The sequence below is a fragment of the Bradyrhizobium mercantei genome (assembly GCF_001982635.1).
In the GTDB taxonomy this organism is placed as follows: Bacteria; Pseudomonadota; Alphaproteobacteria; order Rhizobiales; family Xanthobacteraceae; genus Bradyrhizobium; species Bradyrhizobium mercantei.
On record NZ_MKFI01000001.1, the window covers coordinates 363,474 to 386,192 of the forward strand.

At 63.9% G+C, this 22,719-nt stretch carries 21 protein-coding genes; 7 read left to right on the forward strand and 14 right to left on the reverse strand.

All coding sequences use genetic code 11. The features are described 5' to 3' along the window. Positions 1-106 precede the first annotated feature (106 nt). The gene (locus tag BI327_RS01765) at positions 107-544 is read left to right on the forward strand and encodes a hypothetical protein (RefSeq protein ID WP_076858077.1); all 438 of its coding nucleotides are present in this window, start codon (positions 107-109) and stop codon (positions 542-544) included. A 312-nt stretch (positions 545-856) separates the two neighbouring features. Here BI327_RS01765 and clpA read toward each other — a convergent pair whose 3' ends face one another. Together clpA and clpS are read right to left on the reverse strand one after the other, a co-directional pair. After that, entirely contained in the window at positions 857-3,265 is a 2,409-nt protein-coding gene (gene clpA, locus BI327_RS01770) for an ATP-dependent Clp protease ATP-binding subunit ClpA (protein ID WP_076858078.1), read from the reverse strand. A gap of 260 nt (positions 3,266-3,525) precedes the next feature. After that, positions 3,526-3,858, reverse strand: a complete 333-nt coding sequence (gene clpS, locus BI327_RS01775; RefSeq protein WP_076858080.1) for an ATP-dependent Clp protease adapter ClpS — start codon at positions 3,856-3,858, stop codon at positions 3,526-3,528. 508 nt (positions 3,859-4,366) lie between these two features. Here clpS and BI327_RS01780 point away from each other — a divergent pair. After that, a complete protein-coding gene (locus tag BI327_RS01780) occupies positions 4,367-6,328 on the forward strand; it encodes a TadE/TadG family type IV pilus assembly protein (protein ID WP_076858082.1) in 1,962 nt (653 codons plus the stop codon). 73 nt (positions 6,329-6,401) lie between these two features. Here the strand turns inward: BI327_RS01780 and BI327_RS01785 are convergent, their stop codons facing one another. Next, positions 6,402-6,740, reverse strand: a complete 339-nt coding sequence (locus BI327_RS01785) for a phasin family protein (protein WP_076858084.1) — start codon at positions 6,738-6,740, stop codon at positions 6,402-6,404. A 421-nt stretch (positions 6,741-7,161) separates the two neighbouring features. Here BI327_RS01785 and BI327_RS01790 point away from each other — a divergent pair, with 421 nt between their 5' ends. Beyond that, positions 7,162-8,961, forward strand: coding sequence for a D-alanyl-D-alanine carboxypeptidase (locus tag BI327_RS01790; RefSeq protein WP_076858086.1), 1,800 nt, complete (start codon positions 7,162-7,164; stop codon positions 8,959-8,961). Between the two features lie 331 nt (positions 8,962-9,292). On the opposite strand, the gene BI327_RS01795 is transcribed toward BI327_RS01790, so the two are convergent. Then, positions 9,293-10,012, reverse strand: a complete 720-nt coding sequence (locus BI327_RS01795) for a DnaJ domain-containing protein (protein ID WP_076858088.1) — start codon at positions 10,010-10,012, stop codon at positions 9,293-9,295. Positions 10,013-10,453: 441 nt separating this feature from the next. On the opposite strand from BI327_RS01795, the gene BI327_RS01800 reads away from it, so the two are divergent. Beyond that, complete coding sequence (locus tag BI327_RS01800; protein WP_245334686.1) at positions 10,454-11,455, forward strand: helix-turn-helix domain-containing protein; 1,002 nt, start codon at positions 10,454-10,456, stop codon at positions 11,453-11,455. Positions 11,456-11,506: 51 nt separating this feature from the next. Continuing rightward, positions 11,507-11,914 carry a DUF302 domain-containing protein gene (locus BI327_RS01805; protein ID WP_076858090.1) on the forward strand — a complete coding sequence of 136 codons (408 nt, stop codon included), beginning with the start codon at positions 11,507-11,509 and terminating at the stop codon, positions 11,912-11,914. Between the two features lie 12 nt (positions 11,915-11,926). On the opposite strand, the gene BI327_RS01810 is transcribed toward BI327_RS01805, so the two are convergent. From BI327_RS01810 to BI327_RS01835, 6 genes are all read right to left on the reverse strand, one after another. Further along, positions 11,927-12,667 carry a hypothetical protein gene (locus BI327_RS01810; protein ID WP_076858091.1) on the reverse strand — a complete coding sequence of 247 codons (741 nt, stop codon included), beginning with the start codon at positions 12,665-12,667 and terminating at the stop codon, positions 11,927-11,929. Between the two features lie 81 nt (positions 12,668-12,748). Further along, entirely contained in the window at positions 12,749-13,690 is a 942-nt protein-coding gene (locus BI327_RS01815; protein ID WP_076858092.1) for an alpha/beta hydrolase family protein, read from the reverse strand. A gap of 482 nt (positions 13,691-14,172) precedes the next feature. Next, entirely contained in the window at positions 14,173-15,309 is a 1,137-nt protein-coding gene (locus BI327_RS01820) for a serine hydrolase domain-containing protein (protein ID WP_245334687.1), read from the reverse strand. Between the two features lie 102 nt (positions 15,310-15,411). After that, the gene (locus BI327_RS01825) at positions 15,412-16,572 is read right to left on the reverse strand and encodes an AraC family transcriptional regulator (protein WP_076859114.1); all 1,161 of its coding nucleotides are present in this window, start codon (positions 16,570-16,572) and stop codon (positions 15,412-15,414) included. 77 nt (positions 16,573-16,649) lie between these two features. Continuing rightward, the gene (locus tag BI327_RS01830; RefSeq protein WP_143271507.1) at positions 16,650-17,159 is read right to left on the reverse strand and encodes an FUSC family protein; all 510 of its coding nucleotides are present in this window, start codon (positions 17,157-17,159) and stop codon (positions 16,650-16,652) included. A gap of 197 nt (positions 17,160-17,356) precedes the next feature. After that, positions 17,357-18,280 (reverse strand): division plane positioning ATPase MipZ, encoded by a 924-nt coding sequence (locus BI327_RS01835; protein WP_076858098.1) that lies wholly within the window; start codon positions 18,278-18,280, stop codon positions 17,357-17,359. A 286-nt stretch (positions 18,281-18,566) separates the two neighbouring features. Between BI327_RS01835 and panC the strand changes: the two genes are divergently transcribed. Continuing rightward, complete coding sequence (gene panC / locus BI327_RS01840) at positions 18,567-19,418, forward strand: pantoate--beta-alanine ligase (protein ID WP_076858101.1); 852 nt, start codon at positions 18,567-18,569, stop codon at positions 19,416-19,418. An 83-nt stretch (positions 19,419-19,501) separates the two neighbouring features. After that, a complete protein-coding gene (locus BI327_RS01845) occupies positions 19,502-20,248 on the forward strand; it encodes a hypothetical protein (RefSeq protein WP_076858103.1) in 747 nt (248 codons plus the stop codon). 16 nt (positions 20,249-20,264) lie between these two features. On the opposite strand, the gene BI327_RS01850 is transcribed toward BI327_RS01845, so the two are convergent. The 4 genes from BI327_RS01850 to BI327_RS01865 form a co-directional block, all read right to left on the reverse strand. Beyond that, positions 20,265-20,705: a DUF1489 family protein gene (locus BI327_RS01850; protein ID WP_076858105.1), complete on the reverse strand. Its 441-nt coding sequence runs from the start codon at positions 20,703-20,705 to the stop codon at positions 20,265-20,267. Positions 20,706-20,823: 118 nt separating this feature from the next. After that, entirely contained in the window at positions 20,824-21,762 is a 939-nt protein-coding gene (locus BI327_RS01855) for a hypothetical protein (protein WP_076858106.1), read from the reverse strand. A 153-nt stretch (positions 21,763-21,915) separates the two neighbouring features. Next, entirely contained in the window at positions 21,916-22,119 is a 204-nt protein-coding gene (locus BI327_RS01860) for a hypothetical protein (protein WP_089025353.1), read from the reverse strand. Between the two features lie 217 nt (positions 22,120-22,336). After that, positions 22,337-22,705 (reverse strand): YidB family protein, encoded by a 369-nt coding sequence (locus BI327_RS01865; RefSeq protein WP_076858108.1) that lies wholly within the window; start codon positions 22,703-22,705, stop codon positions 22,337-22,339. Positions 22,706-22,719 lie beyond the last annotated feature (14 nt).

Below are 22,719 nucleotides of genomic sequence, written 5' to 3' on the forward strand. Positions count from 1 at the left end.
GTGCGATCCGTCGGGCAAGAATCCGTAGTGCGACGGCGCGACATTCCCTGGGAACAGCCGTCCACCGCAGGTTCGAGCTTGGTGGCGATCCATAAGGTACGCAGCGATGCAGAACTTCAATCGAAGCGAGTATGCGCAGCTGAAGAATTTCTTTTCGTTCTATGTTGAACGATACATGCCGATGGAGACTGTGCCGCCGAAGGAGCAGCCTCTGGCTGTCCTGGAGGCCATGGAAAAGAGAAGCCCTCGAATGGCTTTCCACGGACTGCGTCAAGCAATCAATGACTGCGTGGAACGTTCCTCGTCGTTTGATCCAGCTGAAGTTGCGAATTTGGATGCTGAGCTGATCAGCCGCGGGATCATCACCCTCTCCGAATTGCGCAGACGATACTCGCGAGGTTACGCCAAGATTCTGAGGCGCGGACGGATCAAAAACGAAACTGAGTTCTATTTGCTTCAGAACGTCATCAATGATCCGACCGAAAAATCCCCTGACGAACTCAAACTGCTTGCAAAGTTGCTGTCCGACTATGAGGGAGCTTAAGCCCCGGCTCAGCTAAAGCCTGATGAGATTAGGTTGAGCTGGAACGGCGTCGGAAGTTCACCTCTCCCTTGGGAGAGGTCGGCGCGTAGCGCCGGGTGAGGGGTTACAGTCTATCGAGAGAGCAAGAGCCCTCACCCGGATTGCTTCGCAATCCGACCTCTCCCCGACGGGGAGAGGTGAACCAAGGCCGCGCCGAGCCAATTCAACCAAAAACTCATCCCCAGTTTAGCTGCCTATACTCCGGCCGTACGATCACAAACAAAAAGGCCGGCTGTTCAGCCGGCCTTTTCATTTTGATCACTCGCTCGCGCCTCAGGCCTTGACCATTGGTCCCTTCGAGACCGGCCCCTTGGTGCCGCCTCCGCCGCCATTGTTCGGGCCACCCTTCGGCGGCTTGCGCTTGCGCGGCGGCAGGTTCTCGGGCTTCGGCGTGACCGGGCCCTCGACATATTCGAAGCCGATCTTGTCTTTGGCGGTCGCCTCGTCCTTGATCAGGACGACGCGGACGTGCCCACCACTCTTGAGCTGGCCGAACAGCACCTCATCCGCGAGCGGCTTCTTGATGTGCTCCTGGATGATACGCGCCATCGGACGCGCGCCCATCTGCTCGTCATAGCCGTGCTCGATCAGCCAGGCCTTGGCGGGCTCGGACAGCTCGATCGTGACGTCGCGGTCGGCGAGTTGCGCTTCGAGCTGAAGCACGAACTTCTCGACCACCATGCCGATCACCTCGGCATTGAGGTGCGCGAACGRGAYGATCGCATCCAGCCGGTTGCGGAACTCAGGCGCAAACTGCCGGTTGATCGCCTCATGATCGTCGCCTTCCCGCTTCGAGCGCGTGAAGCCGAACGCCTGCCGCGCGAGATCCTGCGCGCCCGCATTCGTGGTCATGATCAGGATCACGTTGCGGAAGTTGACCTGCTTGCCGTTATGGTCGGTGAGCCGGCCATGGTCCATGATCTGCAGCAGCACATTGTACAGATCCGGATGCGCCTTCTCGATTTCGTCGAGCAGCACCACGCAATGCGGATGCTGGTCCACGCCATCGGTGAGCAGGCCGCCCTGATCGAAGCCGACATAGCCGGGAGGCGCGCCGATCAGGCGCGACACGGTGTGCCGCTCCATGTATTCGGACATGTCGAAGCGCAACAGCTCGACACCGAGCGACGCCGCCAGCTGCTTGGCCACCTCGGTCTTGCCGACGCCGGTCGGACCTGAGAACAAATAGCTGCCGATCGGCTTCTCCGGCTCGCGCAGGCCGGCCCGCGCCAGCTTGATCGACGCCGACAGCGACTCGATCGCCTTGTCCTGACCGAACACGGTGCGCTTCAGGGTCTGCTCGAGGTGCTTGAGCACCTCGGCATCGTCCTTCGACACGCTCTTCGGCGGGATCCGCGCCATGGTCGCGATCGTGGTCTCGATCTCCTTGATGCCGATCGTCTTCTTGCGCTTGCTTTCGGCGACCAGCATCTGCGCCGCGCCGGACTCGTCGATCACGTCGATCGCCTTGTCGGGCAGCTTGCGGTCGTGGATGTAGCGCGACGACAGCTGCACCGCCGCCTCGATCGCCTCATTGGTGTATTTCAACCGATGGTAATCCTCGAAATAGGGCTTGAGACCCTTGAGGATCGCGATCGCGTCTTCCACCGTCGGCTCGTTGACGTCGATCTTCTGGAAGCGCCGCACCAGCGCGCGGTCCTTCTCGAAGTGCTGACGGTACTCCTTGTAGGTGGTCGAGCCCATGCAGCGGATCGTGCCCGAAGCCAGCGCCGGCTTCAGCAGATTGGACGCATCCATCGCGCCGCCCGAAGTGGCGCCGGCGCCGATCACGGTGTGGATCTCGTCGATGAACAGGATGGCGTTCGGATGCGCCTCCAGCTCCTTCAGGACCTGCTTCAACCGCTCCTCGAAATCGCCGCGGTAACGGGTGCCTGCCAGCAGCGTGCCCATGTCGAGCGAGAACACGGTCGCAGCCGCCAGCACCTCGGGCACATCGCTGTCGACGATGCGCTTGGCGAGGCCTTCGGCGATCGCGGTCTTGCCGACGCCGGCTTCGCCGACGAACAGCGGGTTGTTCTTCTGGCGGCGGCACAGCACCTGGATCGCACGGTTGATCTCGGCATTGCGGCCGATCACCGGATCGATCTTGCCGTCACGCGCCTTCTTGTTGAGGTTGACGCAATAGGTCTCGAGCGCCTCGCCCTTCTTCTTGGCGTCCTCGTTGCCCTTGGCCTCGGTTTCCTCGTCGACGCCGCGCACCGGCCGCGCCTCGGAGACGCCGGGCCGCTTGGCGATGCCGTGGCTGATGTAGTTGACGGCGTCGTAGCGCGTCATGTCCTGCTCCTGCAGGAAATACGCGGCGTGGCTCTCGCGCTCGGCGAAGATCGCGATCAGCACGTTGGCGCCGGTCACTTCCTCGCGACCGGACGACTGGACGTGAATCACCGCGCGCTGGATCACGCGCTGGAACCCGGCGGTCGGCTTCGCATCGTCAGCGCCGTCAGTCACCAGGTTTTCGAATTCGGTCTCGAGATAATTAACGAGGCTCGTCCTCAGCTTGTCGAGATCGACGCTGCAGGCCCGCATCACCGCCGCCGCGTCCGAGTCGTCGATCAGCGACAGCAGCAGATGTTCGAGCGTCGCATACTGATGGTGACGCTCGTTTGCGATCGCCAATGCACGGTGCAGCGATTGTTCAAGGCTTTGGGAAAAAGTTGGCATTCGCGTCCTCTATGGCCCCCGGCCATCATGATCGCCATTACCGGGTCAGGCAATAACAACCTTCGTGATCGCCCTTGATATAGTTACGACGGATCGTGGCGAAAGACCGGTCCCGCGGTGATGGCTTTCTTCTAAATTCGGGGCGCCCGAACGTCGCCCGCCGCGCCCCGTGATCGTACGGGAACGCCGTTCATCACCGTCACAAAACGCGATGCAAGACCCGTCCCGCTCCCCGCGGCGGGGTCAATCGTTCCAGCGAACTATTTCTTTTCCATCACACATTGCAGTGGATGCTGATGCTTGCGCGCGAAGTCCATGACTTGCGTCACTTTGGTCTCGGCGATCTCGTAGGTAAACACGCCGCACTCGCCGATCCCGTGATGGTGAACGTGCAGCATGATCTTGGTCGCCGCCTCGGCGTCCTTCTGGAAGAATCGTTCCAGCACGTGAACGACGAACTCCATCGGCGTGTAGTCGTCGTTCAGGATCAGGACGCGATACAGGTTCGGGCGCTTGGTCTTCGGCTTGACCTTGGTGATGACCGAGGTCGACGGGCCGCTGCCCGTGCCATTGCGGTTGTCGTCATTGCTCATTTTCGGTACCGGCGCGGCGAACGCCGCGGGCATGGCCGAAACCGGCTCGGAGATCGGGACTGTCAACGTGGATCGCAACATGGTTCAGGCGTTCGAATTCCCCTAGGGAGACCGGCGGAAAGCCGGATGGCAGTTGGAAGTGTCGCGATTGCCGCAAGACTGATCGCGGAACCCCCAGCAATGCTTTCCAGATTGCCGCTCCCGGTCCGATCCGGCGGCCGGATCGACCTCCAGAATATGGGCCTCACGAGGTCCTCCCGCAAGCGCTGTCCCGCCGCGGCCCACCGGTTCGATTCCCGGCGCGGCAACCCTCGGAAGGTTAATCATTTCTGCCCGGTTTGACAAAGGATCAGGGCATCCCCTTTAGAAGGCATTCAGGATAGCAAGCGCTTTTGCCCTGCTTTTGACCGTCCGCCGGGCCGGTTGCCCGGGTTTCCCCAGCCCGATTCACCATCTGTTTAGCCGCACGCGTCGAGATGGCCGCGCATTCCTTTTCGATGAGAGCGCCATGCTTGGTTCAGCCATTTTCAATCGCGGCCGCGCGGCTATCCGCCGGTTTTCCAGGGCAACCGACGGCAATGTCGCTGTCATCTTCACCCTCGCCATCCTGCCGATTTTCGCCTTCGTGGGCGTCGCGATCGACTATACCCGCGCCAATAACGCCCGCACCGCGATGCAGTCGGCGCTCGATTCGACCGCGCTGATGCTGTCCAAGGATCTGACCATGGGCAGCATCACGGCCGCGCAGATCCCAAGCAAGGCCCAGACCTATTTCACCGCCCTCTATACCAACAAGGACGGCAAGGGCGTGTCGGTCTCGGCCACCTACACGACCCCGACCGCGAACACGGCGGCGACCATTCTCCTCGGCGGATCCGGCTACATCAACTCCGATTTCATGCAGCTTGCCGGTTTTCCGAAGCTGAATTTCAGCAGCTCGACGACCACCACCTGGGGCAACGTCAAGATGCGCGTCGCGCTCGCGCTCGACAACACCGGATCGATGGTCGATGACAACAAGATCGTCGCGCTGCGAAACGCGGTGGCCGGAACCGGCGGACTGATCGATCAGCTCAGCGCGCTCAGCAAGAACAACGGCGACGTCTATATTTCCCTGATTCCGTTCTTCAAGGACGTCAATGTCGGCTCCAGCAATTACGGCGCGAGCTGGATCGACTGGACCGACTGGCTCAATCCGCCGACCACGCAGCCCGCCAACGGCAGCACGCAGGCGACGCTTCCCTACAACTGGCATGCTGTCGGACCGGGCTCGAGGTGCCCGTTCACCAACACCACCGGCAACACCGACGGCAGCGCGAACGGAGCATTCGTCTGCCAGGTCAGCCCCACCCGCAACAGTTCGACCACGTCGACGATCCAGTCGACGACGCTGACGGTCAATGGCGCAAGCATCCAGAACCCGATCTGCCCGACCGTCGATGGCAATTCCCAGACGCTCTACAATGGCTGCTGGACCAGCGAGCCGAGTGCGGCCAATGCGGCTGGAAACAAGGAGACCTTTTGCAGCGGCAGCTCGAAGTGCAGCTGTCCGAAGAATTCGTCGGGCAGCAACGTCTCGGGTTGCACCTGCAGCGGCAGCGGCAGCGGCCGGTCCTGCACCGGATGGACCTACGTTCACAACTGGACGCAGCCTGGCCCCAACGACACCTCGCACAACACCAATCAGCCGAGGGTTTCCGCCATCGTCGGGTATCGGGACCCCACCAGCACCACCAACACGGAGCACATCTGGACGCCCACCGCCGTTGGGGTCGCCAATGACTGGCGCCAGGCCTCCTCAAATCCGATCAGCACCTGGACCGGCTGCATCACGGACCGCACCCAGCCGAACGATGCGACCGGCGTGCTGCCGGCGACGTCCGACGTCACCACGCTGTTTCCGGCCAACGAGATCTACGAGAACAGCACCGCCTATTGCAGCAGCAGCTCTTCGACGCAGCTCGAGACGATCATTCCGCTGAGCTACAACTGGACCGCCCTCAAGACTGCGGTCAACGCCATGCAGCCGACCGGCGGCACCAACCAGGCGGTCGGATTGGCCTGGGCGTGGCAGTCCCTGCTGGTGGGCGGACCGTTGAACACGCCGGCGGAAGACTCCAACACGACCTACAACCGGGTCATCATCCTGTTGTCCGACGGTCTGAACACCGAAGACCGCTGGCCCGACTACGGCGACGGCAGGACGCAGGCGTCCGGCAATCCGATCGATGCGAGGCAGGCCCTGATGTGCCAGAACCTGCAGAACGCGAAGGATTCCGGTGGGTCGCCGATGTACACGATCTACACCATCCAGGTGAACACGCACTCGCCCGCCGATCCGACCTCGACCGTGCTGAAGAACTGCGCCAGCAGCCCCGACAAGTTCTTCATGCTGACGAGCTCGACCCAGATCCTGACGACGTTCAACACGATCGGAACGGCCCTGAGCAAGCTGCGGCTGGCGAAGTAACCGCCCGCCTCACGCGCAACAAAAAAGCCCGGCCGCAACGGCCGGGCTTTTCGTTTGTTCAGATCGACGCTGCTTACTGGGCAGCCGGCGTGAACTTGGAGACCAGGCCCTCATAGGGCTTGAAGGTCTGCTTCGCGCAGTCGCTGTAGAGACCGGCGATCTTCTGCGATTCCGCGACGAAGGTCTCGTAGGACGAGCGCAGGTACTCGGTCTGCGCCTCGAGCGCCTTGTCCAGCGACTTCACGCCCGACAGCTTCTCGACGAACGACTTGGTGTCCTCAAAGGACTTCTTGGCGTAGTCGCCGTAAGCGGTGGCGATCGCCTGGACGCCGCTCTGCAGGTTGTTCGCAGACGCCGTGACCGACTCGAAATGCTCTTTGCCGTAGTTCTGAATGTCTTCGATCTTGACCATGGATGGAATTCCTTTTCCCAGACTTGAAGGCGCAAATTCCCATTGCCGGGAAGCTCCCGGCCCCCTGACTTGATCAGAATACCGCATCGCACAATAAAATCAACAAATATTGTGCAACGCAAAATCACACAGCCCGAATCTTCGGCATTTGCGCTAAACCCCGGGGGACTACGCAACGGTTGCTTAATCTTTTGGAAACTCGGGCCGCCTAACCTGATTCCCGGACTTTGTTCGCCTTCCGACAGGCAGCCTCGAAAGCTGTTTGTGAACAACACCTTAGCTAGAAGAGCGACCTGAGCCGCCAACAGGGCCGATGGATCTGCCCGAAATGGTCTGTTGCACAGGCAAGGATCGACGGCCGCCGGGCACAATTTCGCCCCACGAGCCAGTGATCTAGATAGAAATTGGGACGGGGAAGTAGATGCTTCGAACAACCTTTGCCTCCTCGCGGGCGCTGCGAGTTGGCGTTCTTGGGCTCGTAACCGTCACGACGGCGATCCTGATCACGAGTGATAGCGCGGAGGCGCGCCGTCACCGGCGCCACACGGCCCGTCACCATCACAGCGAGTCCGCGCGCGAGAGCTACAGCCCGCAATTCGCGACGATCATCGTCGACGGCAATACCGGCTCGGTGCTGACATCGAACAGTCCCGACGGCCTGCGCCACCCCGCCTCGCTGACCAAGATCATGACGCTCTATCTGCTGTTCGAGCGCCTCGATTCCGGGAAGATGAAGCTCGACACCGAGATGCCGGTTTCCGAGCATGCCTCCGAACAGGACCCGACCAAGCTTGGCCTGCGCCCCGGCCAGACCATCAGGGTCGAAGACGCCATCAAGGGCCTGGTCACCCGCTCCGCCAACGACGCCGCAGTGGTGATCGCCGAGGCGATCGGCGGCAGCGAAGATGATTTCGCGCGGATGATGACCCGCAAGGCCCGCGCGCTCGGCATGAGCCGGACCGTCTATCGCAATGCCTCGGGCCTGCCCAACGACGAGCAGGTCACCACGGCGCGCGATCAGTCGACCCTGGGCCGCGCCATCCAGGATCGCTTCCCGCGCTACTATCGCTACTTCTCGACCACGGCATTCAATTTCCGCGGCCACACGATCACCGGTCACAATCGTCTGCTCGGCAGCGTCGAGGGCGTCGACGGCATCAAGACCGGCTACACCCGCGCCTCCGGCTTCAACCTCGTGACCTCGATCCACCGCGGCAATCGCTTCCTGGTCGGCGTGGTGCTCGGCGGCCGCAGCGGCGGCTCCCGCGACGCCATCATGCGCAACCTGCTGGCCGAGAATATCGGCAGGGGTGCGACCAACCGCACTGTCGCAGCGATCACCGAGCGCAACCCCGCCGACGCCAATGTCGAGGTTGCCGATGCCGACGACGCCCGCAGCGCCGACACGTCGCCGGTCACGGCGTCGGAGCCCGCGGCGGCGGCTGCGGCAATGCCGGCACCGCGCCCCGCAAAACCCTCGCTGATGGCGGCGGCCGCTGCCGCCCTGCCGCCGCCCCCGGCGAAGCCGGAGCCGCAGGCCAGGTTCGAGCCCAAGCCCGAGCCGGCACCGCTGACCTCAGGCGTGATCCAGACCCAGCAGCTCGCCGCGATCCCCGGCTCGGCTGAACCGATGAAGCCGGTCAAGGTGAAGACCGTCCAGGTCAAGGCCGGCCAGATCAAGCTCGCCGCCGCCGGTCCGGCACAGGCGGCGCCCCCGATCACCAGCACGATCCCGTCCCGCGGCGAGGTCCCGGAGACCTCCAATGCGATGATGGCGCGGGCTGCCGAGACCTCAAGGCCCGAGATGCCGCCGCAGCCGGCCAATTTCGGCACCGGGAACGGCATCCTCGGCGTGCTGCCGGCCTCTTCCGTCCATTCGCCCGCCCCGGCAGCACCGCAGGCCGTGGCGTCGATCGAACCCACCCGCGGCCTGCAGGCTGCCCCGCAGACCAGCGCGGTCAAGCCTGGCGTCGCGCACACCGGCTGGATCATCCAGGTCGGCGCGCTGGAGTCGGAGGGCGAGGCCAACAAGCGCATCGACCTTGCGCGCAGCTCGGCCCGCGGCCTGCTGAGCAAGGCGGACCCGTTCACCGAAGTCGTCGCCAAGGACAATCGCAAGCTCTATCGCGCCCGCTTTGCCGGTCTCGAGCGCGACCAGGCCGAAGCCGCCTGCAAGACGCTGAAGCGCGCCGAGATCTCCTGCATCACCGTGCGCAACTGATCGACGCCAAAGCGCGATTCATCGCGCTTTGGGCTCATATTTGAGCATGATCTTATCGGAAAACCGCCTCGCACTTTTCCGGATCATGCATCTGCTGATTTCAAGGGGCCGGCGCCGCAAGCGTCGGCCCCTTTGCTTTACCGGCTCTGTTGCATGGCCGACACGAACGCCGCCCCGATGCGCGCGGCGCCGTTATGAAAACTTCTCGTCAAGATTTTACGGTTAAGTTTTCCCGAAAGAGCGATCGGCCACGCCGGACAGCGGCGGGCCAGACGGGGCATCAATCAGAAACGGAAGGCAGCTCTCGGCTGTGGCGTTGGTAGCGTCGGAGTTAGAGATGCGTGCGAAGCAAAGTATCCTTGGCCTCGTTCACACGGGCGGCGAGGTACGTCGAGCCCCCCTGGTCGGGATGGAGTTTCTTCATCAGGGTGCGGTGAGCCCGGCCGATGTCGTCACGCGACGCGCCCGGCTGCAGGCCAAGGATCTGATAGGCCTCCTCGTTCGTCATTTTGCCGCTCGCCGCCGTACGGCCCTGCCCCCCTGCCCGGTCGCCCTGTGCGTCCTGACGCCAGGCGGGAAAACGGCGGTCCAGATAGCTTTCAAGTAGGGCTACGCTTTCGGCATCGAAGCTCGGGACCATCGCGAGCAGCTGCGGCAGGTCGAACTCGTCGAGCATGCGGCCGGCCTGCGGTCCGGCCACGATCCGGCCCGTGAGCACGCCGCTGCCGTGATCGAGGCTCATGTCGAGATATTGCGAGCGCACCCGCGAGCTTTGTCCCTGCGTGCGCGAACCGCCGAACATGCCGCCGAAATTGGGTAGGCCGGTCGTCCCGAACGGCGACCAGCCGAGCAGTCCGGCACCGAAGATGCCGAGCGGAATGGCCACCGCCAGTTCGCCCCGCACACCGGTGAAGGCCGCAACGGCAAGCGCGAGCACCCCGCCGCCGATCTTGATCGCGCGCGCGAGCACGGCAGGATTGGCCGCACGAAACATCTGCAGCGCGGAATAAAGGACGACAACGGCGACGACGCCGGCGATCAGAGTTGGCATGCCCGGAATATAAGCGGCCCGGCGGCAAAAAGCATGCGAAGCTTGGTCTCGCTCCCTGACCCGCTGACCATCCCGGCGCACTGCGTTTCGCGAGGCGCCCGGAGACGTTGCTTTGCTCGCCCCGAAAGCAAGCAATGACAACATCACGGCAATCCCAGCAAAGCCGTTCGGGACCGAACTCTCCATAAGGCGGGAAACCCGCTCCGGTTCAGAACATGATCGGTAGGGTTCGCACGCCCGCCGTTGCACCTGCTCACGACTGCAACCAGTCTCGGATAGACCGAAGCTGAAAGCGCAGGCGCGGAACCTCGACATCGGTTCCAAGCCATCCATCGGATGCGGTCGATGTTTTCAAGGACCTGTCCCGGTTTCTTCGTTATGCTGCGCGAAAAGCCTGGTTCAAGGGCGCAAGCGCAGCCTCTGTCTTTTTGGGAGCGCGTCATGGAGAAGCGTCCACAGCGGCCTGCCGCGAGCCGAACCGAGCCTCAGCCCTATTGCGATGTTTGGCGCACCACCGGACGGTCGAAGCTGCTGCTGTCTTCGATGAGTCGCGGCTGGTCGGGCCTGTCGGCCGAATTGCGGGCTCATGGCAAGAGCGTGATTCCCTGGCGTTGTGCGCCATCTGACGTCGAGGTCTTCGTCGATATCCGCGGCAGCGGGTCGCCGGTCACCCGACGGGCCGCCGGGATCGAAGATCGAAATGTCACGCGCCGGGGTACGGTCTGGCTGTCTCCTGTGGGCTGGCGAGACGGCTTGATCGACATCGCCGACGATCTGCCCGAGATCATGCATATCTACCTCACCCCGAGTCAGTTCTCGCCGAGCAAGCTCGGCGTCGACATCGATGAACTGGCGCTTGGCTCGCTGCGATATGAAAGCGCGTTCGAAGATCCCCTGCTGTGCGAGATGGCCCGTGCTATCGCGTCGGAACTGCAGGCTGAAACCTCTACCGGCAGGCTGATGGTCGAGTCGCTGGCCAACAGCATCGCGGCAAGGCTGGTTCAGAGATACATGAATCAATCGACCGCGCGGTCGGCCGCCTTTTTCGCAAGAGCGGGGCTCGACCGACGCAAACTGTTCCGTGTGCTGGACTACATCGAAGCGAACCTCGAGGGTGATCTCACCCTGGATCGCATGGCGTCGATTGCCTGTCTGAGCCGATACCATTTCGCGCGGGCGTTCAAGCAAGCCTTGGGACATTCGCCGCATCGTTACGTCAGCACCAGACGCCTCGAGCGCGCGAAAGCCATGCTGCTGCAGCATGATCAGCCGCTGGTCGACATCGCGCTGGCGCTCAGTTTTTCCAGCCAGGCCAATTTTACTCGCGCTTTCAGGCAGGCTACGGGGATGGCACCCGGCCAGTATCGCCACGAGTTTCTTGGATCACGGCAACATGACTCGTCACTGGCCGACGTCAAGCGGGCACTTCCGGTTCTACCGTGATTCACGGCCGTGCGGCCTCCCGCAACTGCCAACCGTGGCAAAGGAAACCTGATGGCGAGAGACGGACTGATCAGCCTTCGCAGCAATGTTGGACCGAAGCAAACCGCCGACCGGCTCAAGGCCGAACTTGAGGCGAGCGGGCTGACGCTGTTTGCGCAGATCGATCATGCCGCGGGTGCCGCGGCTGCCGGCCTCGCGCTGCGTCCGACCGAGGTCTTCGTCTTCGGCAATGCGAAGGGCGGCACGCCCCTGATGCAGGCAGCGCAGACCATCGGGATCGACCTGCCGCTCAAGGCGCTGGTCTGGCAGGACGAGGCCGGCGACTGCTGGCTCTCCTACAACGATCCGGCCTGGCTCGCGGAACGGCACGGCATTGCCGAAGCGACCAGGCAGGTCTCAGCCAACATGTCGACGCTGCTCGGCACAATTGCAAAAGTCGCGACGTCGGGCCAAGCCTGACGCGCCGCCGCGCTATTTCATCTGGCCGATCAGCTTGGCCGCGCCGCTCGTGGTCTTCGCCAATTGCAGCAGCGCCTCGCGGCCGCCGGCCGCGTAGGCTGCGGCGGCACGCAGCAACTCGCGGAGCTGCGCGGCCGCGCCGGGATCGAACCTGCACCATGCGCCGCCGGTCAGCCGCGCGATCTCGCGAAACGTCTGCTCGGCGGTCGCGTCCGAGCCCTCCTGGAACATGAAGACCGGCACCTTGAGCAGGCCGAGCTCGCCGGCCTTGGCGCAGAGGTCGTCGGCGCTCTCCTCCATCGCGTCACCCACGAACACCAGCGCACGCACCGCCGAGGCGACCGCCTCGCGGCGTGTCTCCGACAGCACCTTGCCGATCTGGGTATTGCCGCCCTGGCAATCGATCTTGCTCATCAGCCGCGCGAGCTGCGCGCTGTCGGAAATCCATCCGGTGGCACGGCACTCGTTGAAGCCGCGATAATAGACCAGGCGGATATCGAGGCTGCCGAGCGCGCCGGCTTCGCGGAACATGTCGGCTTGCAGCGTGCACGCCATGTCCCAGGTCGGCTGGCGGCTCATGGTGGCGTCGAGCGCGAACACCAGGCGACCGCGTGCGCCGGCGCGATGCGGCGACATCGCCCGCGCCTTCGCCACGAACGCGGCGATGTCGTTCGCGCTCGATGTCGGCACGTCGGGCGCGTTGGCCGGACGTACATCGCTTCCGGATGTCGGTTTGATTATCTTGCCGGCCATCAGCGCTTGCCTCGTACAGCAAACACTATGTGGGCCGCCATATCGGATCGGTCAACGTGGCGGGCCTGCCCGGCAGCCCCGTCAATTCGTGACCGACGGATCCTTCTTGGTCTCGGTCTTGGTCAGCGAGAGCGACTTCTTGAGCTTCTCGGTCAGGGTCTGAGGCTTCTCGACCGGCACGTAGAGCGAGACCGGACCAGGCTCCAGAATCTTTGGCGGCGCATTCCTGGTGTCGACCGGCGCAATCGCGCTGTCGGTGTCGGCCAGGAATTTATCGAGCATGGCCTGGATCGAGTCCTTGGCCTTCTCGGGGCCGGTGTCGCGCATGTCGTTGTGCTGGAAGTTGGTGTTCACGACAGTGATGCCGGCCTTCTCGCACTCCTCCTCGTCCGGCACCACGCCGGGATCGGGCTTGAACTGCTGATCATGCGAACGGAACGAGAGAATCTTGAACTTGCCGTCGGTCATGAACGGCACACGCAGATTGTCCAGCGTGACGACCTTCTTGATCTCGTCCGGATACTGCTTGGCGAAATACATCGCGATGTCGCCGCCATTGGAATGGCCAACCATCGTCAGCTTGCTGTAGTCCGCGTTCGGCTGACGCTTCTTCATCTCCTCGATCGCGAATTTGATGTTGGTGATGCCGCGCTGATACTGCGGCAGCCGCCCGACATAGAGCTCGCCGACCTTGGTCACCATCGGTCCATCCGACGGCAGGTCGTTCTGAATGCTGATGGTCAGATAGCCGCGCGCCGCGAACACGTTCGCGAGGAAGGAATATTCGGTGAATTTGACGGTATTGCCATGATTGAGGATCGCAACCGGAAGCTTGATCATGCCGGCGTCGGCCTGCATCTCCTTGTCGAAGCGCACGGCAACATCGACCGCGACCGGCCGCTCATCGCGCGTCGGATCCTTGAACATGAGAGTTTCGTGACGGATCGCCCACTTGCTCGCGGTGAAGTACGCCGCCGTGATGACCACGGAGAGAGAAAGCAGAACGAGAATTCCACGCTTCATGACGTCCTCGAGGTGCCCGCCTTTTCAGGGCTATTCTTGGCCGGAGACTCTTCGGCCTCCTTTTGAGAATATATGTCACAGCGCCGTGACAGGAAGTCTAAATGTTGGGACTTCGCAGCACGTTCATTGTGCGGTGCACACAACCTTTGTGCAATCGCTTCTGGCGCTGTAGATCTGCGGCACGATGATACCTCAAGGCCACCCGACGAATAAGCCACGGCTCGGATAGCCTAGGAAAACCGGATTTGGCCAGCTTTGTTCCGGCATATTGGCGATGAAATGGCCGAAAGCTCCGCAAGACTACCGTGCTTTCGGAGCTTGCTGAAGTGACGATCGTCATCTGACATATGCTCGTCGCCGGGAACCCGGCCTCGATCGCCACCCGCCGAGATGCCTGGCGGGGTTGTCGCCGATTATGTCGTGGAGTTCCAGCGGCTTATTGACCGCCCGAGATCGGCAAGCCCAATTACCCGGCGTCCGGTTCAGACCGGAGGCGAAATCCCCCGCAAGACGTCCCTGAAGACGCCGTACTGCGCTTGGAACGCCTGCGGGCTGTAGTCCTGGTAATATCCCGCGGTCACCACGACGACGAGATCGAGCTCGGGGACGATGCGGATCGACTGCCCGCCCCGCCCCAGCGCGCCAACCCAGTTGACCTTGTGCCCATTGAGCGAGGTCTGGCCGAGCCACCACAGGTATCCGTAGGATTGATGGCCCGTGGCCTTGAGCTTTGCAGCCGTCGAGGTCTCGACCCATGCCTGCGGGACGATCTGGCGGCCGTTCCAGCGGCCACCCGCGAGAACAAGCTGGCCGATCTTTGCCATGTCGCGCGGCCGCAGCCGCAATCCGCCACCGGCGTCGGTGTCACCCTTGCGGCGCTTCCACTCCACGGCCGTGATGCCAAGAGGCTCAAACAACACCTCCCGAGCAAATTCGTCTAGCGGGCGTCCGGTCGCCTTGCGCACGATGGCCGATACGAGCGCGAGCGCGCCGGTGTTGTAGAAGAACTCCTGTCCCGGCGGGGCCGTCGCCGGAAGACCGAGGACGTACCGGCAGGAATCGGGCGACCTGTTCATGCGCGCCTCGTCGTTGTCCTCGTCTCCCGTCTCCGGTGTCGCCTCCACCCACTTCTGACCCATCGACATTGTGAGTGCGTGCACCAATTTGAAACGGTCCCGCTCAGGGGAACGCAGATCGGACAGTTCGGGGAAGAAATTCAGGATCGGTTCGTCGACGCTGGCGATCAGGCCGCGATCGATCGCGATACCTGTTGCGAGCGACGCGACGCTCTTCGAGACCGACTTCATGTCGTGCAGCGTATCGGCATCGAAGACGACGTTCCTCAGCTTGCGGTTGTCCACCTCGTCGGGACCGCTGAAGTACCGCTCGAACACCAGGCTGCCTCCGCGCGCGACGAGGACGGAGTGCACGTTGGTAGTCTTCGCGAGGCGATCGGCCATCCTGCACAACGCACCGCGATCGACGAGCTTGTCCTCATCGACGGAGGCAACGGGCCATCCGTCGTCTCGCGCGACCGGAACACCGCAGCCGTCGGTCGGTTCGGCACACAGCGGCAAGGTGGCGAGCGGCGCCAACGCAGCTCCGCCGAGCAGTGACATGAATTGGCGCCGTTCCATTCGATCCTCGCTTCGCAGTTTGCGACCGCCCAAACCGATCGTTCGCAAAACCTGCCCGAGAATTTCAGTCCGCGCTCGCCGGCTTCAGAATTCGGCTGGCCGATTCCTCAGGTCCTGCTGGCCGATTCCTGGGCGGTCGTCCGGTTTGCCCGCCTCGGACGCGTGTTTCGCCAGCGCAAGCCGCCTGAATTCTGTCGGCGTCAGGTCGGTGGCGGCCTTGAAGGCCCGGTTGAACGGGCCGATCGACTGGAAGCCGGCGTCCATGGCGATGGTCAGCACCGGCACCTGCTTTTGGGCGGGATCGGCCAGGGCGGCGCTGGCATCCTCGAGCCGATAGTGATTGAGGAAGGCATTGAAGTTGCGGTGCCCCAAGCCTTCGTTGATCAACTGCCTCAGCCGATACTCCTGAACGCCGAGTTCGGCGGCCAACAAACCGATAGTCAATCCTTCGCGCCGATAGGCGCGTTCCACGGTCATCAGCCGCTTTAGCCGGCGCAACAATTCGGCGTCGACCGCGGGCGGCCTGTCCTCTCCTTCAAGTGGCTTTGTGCTGGCACCGCTGGGAATTCCAGCCGCTACGGGCAGCAGGACGGGTGCTTGCTCCGTTGAGGCCGCCTGAAACCGGCTCCATGCAATCAGCCCCAGCAGCGCCCACAGCACGAATCCGTTGGCGACGCTCCAGGCGGAGGAACTGGCAATCAGGTCCGGCCAAAACTTGTGAAAAGAACCTGCGATGCTCCAGGCCACTGCGCCGAGCAGGACCATCACTCGCAACCGCCGACGTCCCGCCACCAGGTCCGCCCGCCATGTCGTGAGCGTCTGTGCCGCCGCCAGGACAGCGAGGCCAAGATAGATGACCGACATCGTCTGATCGAGATCGCCCCTGAGCGCGCCTCTTGTGGGCCAGACGTCAAACAACTGGACACCGACAACGCCGACCAGCACGGCGCCGTGCCAGGGCCGGAGCACGAAATCATCATCGAAGGTCGCGCGCGCCCAGAGCCAGAACAGGACCGCTCCGCTGCTCGACAGCGCCAGCAGGATCAGGGCCCAATATGGCCATGGCCGCGGAAATCCCGGTGCCCCGGAAATTGCGGAAGCGGCGGTGGCGACCAGCACCGCGGCGCCGAGGCGAGCCGCCGTATCACGGCGATCGCGCAGCAACACGGCTGCGATCAGCAACGACAATCCGACGATTGCGCCCCGACCGCCCAGATCGATCGCCGTCAACGCGCTGCTGCTCACGATCGGGATCGCTCCATCCGGCATTCCTGAGTGAAGGCTTACAGGGGAAGAGTTCCGTGCATCAAGGGCCGGCGTAATCAGCGCCGGTCCTGTCCACTCAGGCGGTCATACAAGGATGACGCAATCCATTTGCAGATGGCGCCGACCACGACGCCCGCGGCGGTATCCGCAAGGCGCAACAAGGGTTGTTGCCAGGCCGTTTCTGGATGTTCGGCGGCAACGATCATGATGACCGCCGTGGTGATCGCCAGCAGACCGATTTCGTTGCGGCGGCCGGCCAGCATCAACAGCAAGGTGCCGATCACGATCAACACCGACAGGCCAAGCGAATTGGCGGCAAAGAGCAGCAAGTAGATCTGGCACAGCGCGAAGCTGATAAAAGTCGCAAGGATCCGCGATGTCGCAGCCGACCGGCTTTGTTCGAGGGTATCCCTGAACACGAACACCGCCGATATCACCGCCCAAAGGATTCCAACCGGCTCCGCGGGCCGCCCCATCAGGAGAGGGGTTATCCAGGTTACGACCGTGCATGTGACGAAAGCAGTGATCGCGAGATCAACGGCGTGCAGGACATCCCAGGTCGACAACCGCTCCAAATCGCCCCCGAGCGCACGCGCACAATTTCGGAATATTGGAAAAATACCGGTGAGTTGCCCGACGTGTCAAGTAGCCTGGTCGAACGCTGGCCACCACCGGCTGCTTTGCATGGGGTTGTTTTCGATATTTTGGCCACGCGCCTCCCGCGCGGGCGACGCGGAGAGCGGCCCCTGCGAATTCACGATCGCTAGCTGCCGATGATGTCGTCGACTTCGAGCGGCTTGTCGACCTGGCTGAACCACTCGGCCCGGTTGGCGGCCCGGCGGCGGCCGCGCTCGTCGAGCGGCAGCTTGAGCTGGCGGAGCAGGCTCATCACCTCCTCCCGGGCGGTGACGTGCCCGAGGCTCGGGCGGGTGCCGAGGGTCGCCTCGTCGATGTCGTCGAGCGCGGTCAGCCCGCGGGGGAAGAACTCGCGATAGACCACCCGTTCGGCAAAGCCGTCGACCGCCCGGAACCCGAGCTGCAGCGACAGCTGCTTCAGGCCGTCGGCGACCAGCTGCTTGTTGCGGGAGCCGAGCATCGACAGCCGGTTGCGCACCACGATCCAGTCGGTCGAGGCGCCGTCGAGCTGGCGGCGCTTGCGCCTGGTGTCGCGCACCATCTCGGCGTAGTGGCTCTCCCCGGTCACCGCGTAGGTCGCGGGATCGACGGTGCCCAGCACGTCGAAGTCGAGGAAGCTGTCGTTGATCGGCGTCACCAGGGTGTCGGCCATCGAATGCGCGAGCCGCATCAGGTAGCTGTCCGACCCCGGGGTATCGATGACGATGAAATCATAGGCATGTTCCACCGCGCTCACCGCTTCCATGAACTGCTGGAATTCGGCGTTCTCGTTCTCCTCGATCTGCATCGTCTCGCCGTACTTGATGCAATGGTGCGCGGGGAGTTCGAGGTCGAGCCCGGAGCGCCGGGCCCAGGCCTGGCGATTGCTGATGTAGCGGGTGAAGCTCTGCTGGCGGCAGTCGAGATCGATGCTGGCGACGCGCTGACCGGCCTTCAGGAGCGCGACGGCGATATGCAGGGCGGTGGTCGACTTGCCCGAACCGCCCTTCTCGTTGCCCAGCACAACGACATGCGCGGAGCCGGCTTGACCCTGACTGGCCTGAACTAACATGATTCAATCCCGGCAATGATCTTCAAATCGCGCGCCGCTGCGGTCAAGTGAAATGCATCACTCCAAGTGGAAATCAATCGCGGCCGTCCTTAATGATGAATCGCGCAACGCTGCTGCGTCGATCGGCGGCACGACACGTGCGCGCCACGCGCGTCCGGGATCGGGTAATGCTTATCGCGTCGGTTTGCCGAGTGCGGCCCGGTCTTGGTAAGGTCCGTGACCTGCCGAATGCCAACCGTTCCACCTCAATTCGTCCCACCCAGATTGCCTCACGAGCCGAGACCAGATGCCGAGAAATCCCACCGTCGTCCGCACCGTCCCTGCCCTGCGTCGCGCCGTCGACGCCTTGCGCGCCAAGAAGGCGACCGTCGCGCTGGTCCCAACCATGGGTGCGCTCCATGACGGCCATGTGTCGCTGGTGCGGCTCGCCAAGCGCCGCGCCAAGCGCGTCGTCGTTTCGATCTTCGTCAACCCGACGCAATTCGCTCCCACTGAGGACTTCGGTTCGTATCCGCGCACCTGGAAGGAAGACGTCGCCAAGCTCGCCGCCGAAGGCGTCGACCTGATCTGGCACCCCGAGGTGAAGGCGATGTACCCGGACGGCTTCGCCACGCGGATCGTCCCGGAGGGACCGGCGACCGCCGGGCTCGAGGATCGCTTCCGGCCGCATTTCTTCGGCGGCGTCGCCACCGTGGTCGGCAAGCTGTTCACGCAGGTCCGGCCCGACGTCGCGATCTTCGGCGAGAAGGACTTTCAGCAGCTCCGGGTCGTGACCCAGATGGCTGCGGACCTCGACCTCGGCGTCAAGGTGATCGGATCCAAGACGGTGCGCGAGCGCGATGGTCTCGCGATGTCGTCGCGCAACGTCTACCTCTCGCCGGAGGAACGCCGCGCGGCCCCCGAGCTCAACCGTGCGATGAAGCAGGCGGCCGGCCGCCTGCGCGCCGGCGAGGACACCGCAACCGCAATGGCCGCCGGCGCCGCTGACATCACCAAGGCCGGCTTCGTGCTCGATTATCTCGAGGTTCGCCACGCCGCCACCCTGGCGCCGATCGGCTCGCTGAAGGACGGCCCGATGCGGATGCTGGTGGCGGCACGGATCGGCAGCACGCGCCTGATCGACAACATCGCGGTGTAGGTGGCATCGGGAAAAGTGTGATGTCGTTCGCTTGCGCGGGGGCCGCGGCGCAGGGATGATCGCGGCTTTCAGGGGCGATCGGAATGGTCAGTTACTTCAGGCAAGGCATTCTTCTCGGCGTCGCGCTATTGGCCGCTGGCCTGGTGCAGGCGCAGACCCGGCCGCCGGTCGGCGGGGTCAATTCGGCACCCGGCGCGATGATCTTCTATGTCGCGCATGGTGCGCCGGATACCTGCGGCCCGGGCTGCTCGGACTGGATCGCCGCCGAGGGCGCCGTGCAATGGGACACCTACAAGCGCCTGCTCGCGATCCTCGACCGGCAGAACGGACGCAAGTTGCCGGTGGTGATCAACATCAAGGGCGAATCCAACCTGAATGTCGCCTCCAGCCTTGGCCGCATCCTGCGCGATCGCGGGATCGATGCCGCGGTCGCGGCGACCGAGGTCGAGGCCTGTACCGGCAAATCCGACGAGGAATGCTTTGCTCTGAAGCGGCCCGGCGGCCCGCTGGATGCGAAGGAGAAGCTGACCGGCATTGCCTGCGATCTGGCCTGCGTGCTGGTGCTGTCGGGCGGCGTGCATCGCAGCCTGCCGGCGGGCAGCCGGGTGGTGCTGAGCGGCATGGCGATCCACAACCGGCTCGCCCCGAACGTCTCAGCCGAGCATCGCGAGAGCCTGACCTCGATCTTCACCGACCAGTTCCGGCGATATCTCGGCGAGATGGGGATCGATCACGAGCTGCTCGACGTCGCCGTCAGCAATGCCGGGGGCGGCCGCTATGTCGAGATCCCGGCCTCCGAATGGGGCCGGCTGCATCTCGTCACTCAGTAATTGCCGAGCCGATTGCTCAGAGCAAGCCGAGGTCACGCAGCTCGCGGCGCATCGGCTCGGGCATCGACGCCACGCTGGCCGCGCTCGACTTGGTGAGGTCTGCGGGTGCGGAGTCCGCAGTCAGATAGCGCCAGCCCTGGAACGGCCGCATCGGCCGGGGCGAGACCGCGATCACCTTGGGCTGCATCACGATGCGGCAGCGTCCGATGCCGTCCTTGTCGCGGAACGGCTCGATCGCGACGATCTTCTCGCGCGCGGCGATCTCGCCACGGATCACCCAGTACAGCGAGCCGCCGGCGAGGATCTCCTCCTCGCGCTTCGGGGTCATCCGCGTGATGTGGACGTGACGGAGCGGCAGGCCCTTTTTCTTCGCTGTCGCCATCCGTTCGGCGACCCAGCCCTTGAGTTCCTTGACGGAGTCGCAACCGACGGCGAGCCTGATGAGATGAAGTGGCATACGGCGGATGTAGCGGCCGGCGCGCGCTTTGAAAAGGGAGCGCTGCCGGCAGCGGTGGATATCGGGATTAGCGCGCGGAATCGTGCAACGACGACCGCTCAAGCGGCCGTCATCACGCTCATTCCTGGTTTGCGGCCGCCGGCGCGCTCGCCGCGGCAGGCGGCGGCGCAGGCGCCGCGGGTGCAGGTGCAATCTGAACCGGACGCTTCGCGGCGGGCGGCCGTTTGGGCGCCGGAGCCGCGGCAGCCCGGGCGGCCGGCGGCGGTGCCGCAGCCGCCGGCTTCGCCGGTACGGGCGTCATGATGCTGATCGGCGGGGTGTCCGCCGAGCTCGGAAACTCCGCATTGGTCGGCTTGCCCGTGGGCATCGACGGCGGCAGCGCCGCGACCAGGCCTGCAGCCGATGGCTGGGCCGCGGCCGGCGCGTTCCAGGCCCCCGCGTAGCGCGTGATCAGGTTCTCGTAGGTGCGCTCGTTCATGTTGGCGATAATCTGATGGTTGTCGCCGAGCGAGCGAAACGCGGGACATGCGGTCGGCGTGCAGTGGTCGCGCGCCATCAGCGCATAGGCCACCAGGCCGTAGCGATCATGCTCGATGGCGCGGCGCAGCGCCTGCAGCTCGGTGGTCGAATTGCGCTCCGCGGTTGCGAGGTCGCCCAATGCGGTCAGGCGCGAGACCTGCGCGGCGGCGTAGCTGACCGCCGCCGCGGCTGTATCCGATGAACCGAACAGCACCTTCTCGCAGGCGTTGAGGACGGCATCTCCGGCGAGGTCGTCGACGCAGGCGAGCGCCGGCACGGTCTGGCCGGTCAATTGCGCCGTGCGGGTCTCGGCCGGCGCGGCCGGTCCGCCCGGCCCGAAGCCACGGATCGTGGCGGCCACCGCAACCGCGATCGACAGCAGCGTGATCACGGTCAGCGCGCCGTTGGCGACGGATTTTTCCGCGCGCAGCAGCGTCACCAGAACGACGATCCCAAAGAACCCCGCTGCGGCCAGCGTCAACCACATCGGGAAGGTCGGTGAGCGCCAGATCTGGTCCAGCGAGGAAGCCCAATTCATGCGCGATGTCCCTCAACGCAGCGTAAGCACAATCTGCGACGGCGAACGCCGCCACCCCGACGTCCAACCTTCAGCACAATGGGTCTGCGAACAGGGCCTTTTGACGGCGACGGCGCGGAACCCGCTGCTGCCACCGGCTTGCGCACAACTCCGTCAGGTCAGCGCGAGCTGACTCTCCTTGGCCACCCGTTCGAAAGCTTCGGTCGAGCTCTTGATGCGATACTGGCAGTCGTCACCGTCGGTCGGCAGCAGGCGGATCACCTCATAGGTGCCGCTCGCAGCGGGGCGCGCCACGTTGCTGGCCGTGAAATAGACGATCTCGCCAATCGAGTACTTATGCTTCAACGCCCTCTCCATTTTCTTAGAGATTGCTGGCCGAGCTGACAGTCCCGCTAGCTCAAGCCGGCATTTTGAGAACCCTGCGGCAAGCTAGCACATCGCACCGCCCCAAATCCAGCAGGATTGAGGCATGGCGAAGGTGCAATTATTTCAGGTTTTTCAGGGCGATAGGCGGCAATTTACGTGCCAGCTGGAAATTGCCCGCCGAGCCCGGCTGGAACCCGGTTCCAGCGGTTCAGGCGGTATGCGGCAGCTTGCCGTTGGGGCTCGCGCCATCGACCGCGGCCGGAAGCGCGTGGGCGAGCACCTGGGACAGCTGGTCCACCGGAATGTTGAACCTGGCGGCGAGCTGCTTGACGGTGTCGCTGCCCAGCACCTGCTGGAGCTGGTCGGCCGTGATCGGCAGGTTCTGGCCGGTGCCGATCCAGGATTTGACCTGCTCGCCGAGTCCGGCCTGCTCGAGCTTGGCGACGATCGCGGACAAGCCGCCCTGCCCGCCATTGCCCATCACCTCGCCGAGCACAACCGGGATCACCGCCGCCCCGAGTTGCCCAAGCATGCCTTTCAGCTCCGGCGAATTCTCCAGGGAATCGAGAATGCCCATAGCGTAAGTCCTTT

Excerpts from the sequence above, each read along its gene's own strand:
- BI327_RS01815 (WP_076858092.1), bottom strand. The coding sequence starts at position 13,690 with ATGAAGCGTGGAATTCTCGTTCTGCTTTCTCTCTCCGTGGTCATCACG.
- BI327_RS01805 (WP_076858090.1), top strand. The coding sequence starts at position 11,507 with ATGGCGAGAGACGGACTGATCAGCCTTCGCAGCAATGTTGGACCGAAG.
- BI327_RS01835 (WP_076858098.1), bottom strand. The coding sequence starts at position 18,280 with ATGTTAGTTCAGGCCAGTCAGGGTCAAGCCGGCTCCGCGCATGTCGTT.
- BI327_RS01855 (WP_076858106.1), bottom strand. The coding sequence starts at position 21,762 with ATGAATTGGGCTTCCTCGCTGGACCAGATCTGGCGCTCACCGACCTTC.
- BI327_RS01860 (WP_089025353.1), bottom strand. The coding sequence starts at position 22,119 with ATGGAGAGGGCGTTGAAGCATAAGTACTCGATTGGCGAGATCGTCTAT.
- BI327_RS01810 (WP_076858091.1), bottom strand. The coding sequence starts at position 12,667 with ATGGCCGGCAAGATAATCAAACCGACATCCGGAAGCGATGTACGTCCG.
- BI327_RS01845 (WP_076858103.1), top strand. The coding sequence starts at position 19,502 with ATGGTCAGTTACTTCAGGCAAGGCATTCTTCTCGGCGTCGCGCTATTG.
- BI327_RS01785 (WP_076858084.1), bottom strand. The coding sequence starts at position 6,740 with ATGGTCAAGATCGAAGACATTCAGAACTACGGCAAAGAGCATTTCGAG.
- BI327_RS01865 (WP_076858108.1), bottom strand. The coding sequence starts at position 22,705 with ATGGGCATTCTCGATTCCCTGGAGAATTCGCCGGAGCTGAAAGGCATG.
- BI327_RS01765 (WP_076858077.1), top strand. The coding sequence starts at position 107 with ATGCAGAACTTCAATCGAAGCGAGTATGCGCAGCTGAAGAATTTCTTT.
- BI327_RS01780 (WP_076858082.1), top strand. The coding sequence starts at position 4,367 with ATGCTTGGTTCAGCCATTTTCAATCGCGGCCGCGCGGCTATCCGCCGG.
- panC (WP_076858101.1), top strand. The coding sequence starts at position 18,567 with ATGCCGAGAAATCCCACCGTCGTCCGCACCGTCCCTGCCCTGCGTCGC.
- BI327_RS01850 (WP_076858105.1), bottom strand. The coding sequence starts at position 20,705 with ATGCCACTTCATCTCATCAGGCTCGCCGTCGGTTGCGACTCCGTCAAG.
- clpS (WP_076858080.1), bottom strand. The coding sequence starts at position 3,858 with ATGAGCAATGACGACAACCGCAATGGCACGGGCAGCGGCCCGTCGACC.
- BI327_RS01795 (WP_076858088.1), bottom strand. The coding sequence starts at position 10,012 with ATGCCAACTCTGATCGCCGGCGTCGTCGCCGTTGTCGTCCTTTATTCC.
- BI327_RS01800 (WP_245334686.1), top strand. The coding sequence starts at position 10,454 with ATGGAGAAGCGTCCACAGCGGCCTGCCGCGAGCCGAACCGAGCCTCAG.
- BI327_RS01790 (WP_076858086.1), top strand. The coding sequence starts at position 7,162 with ATGCTTCGAACAACCTTTGCCTCCTCGCGGGCGCTGCGAGTTGGCGTT.
- BI327_RS01820 (WP_245334687.1), bottom strand. The coding sequence starts at position 15,309 with ATGTCACTGCTCGGCGGAGCTGCGTTGGCGCCGCTCGCCACCTTGCCG.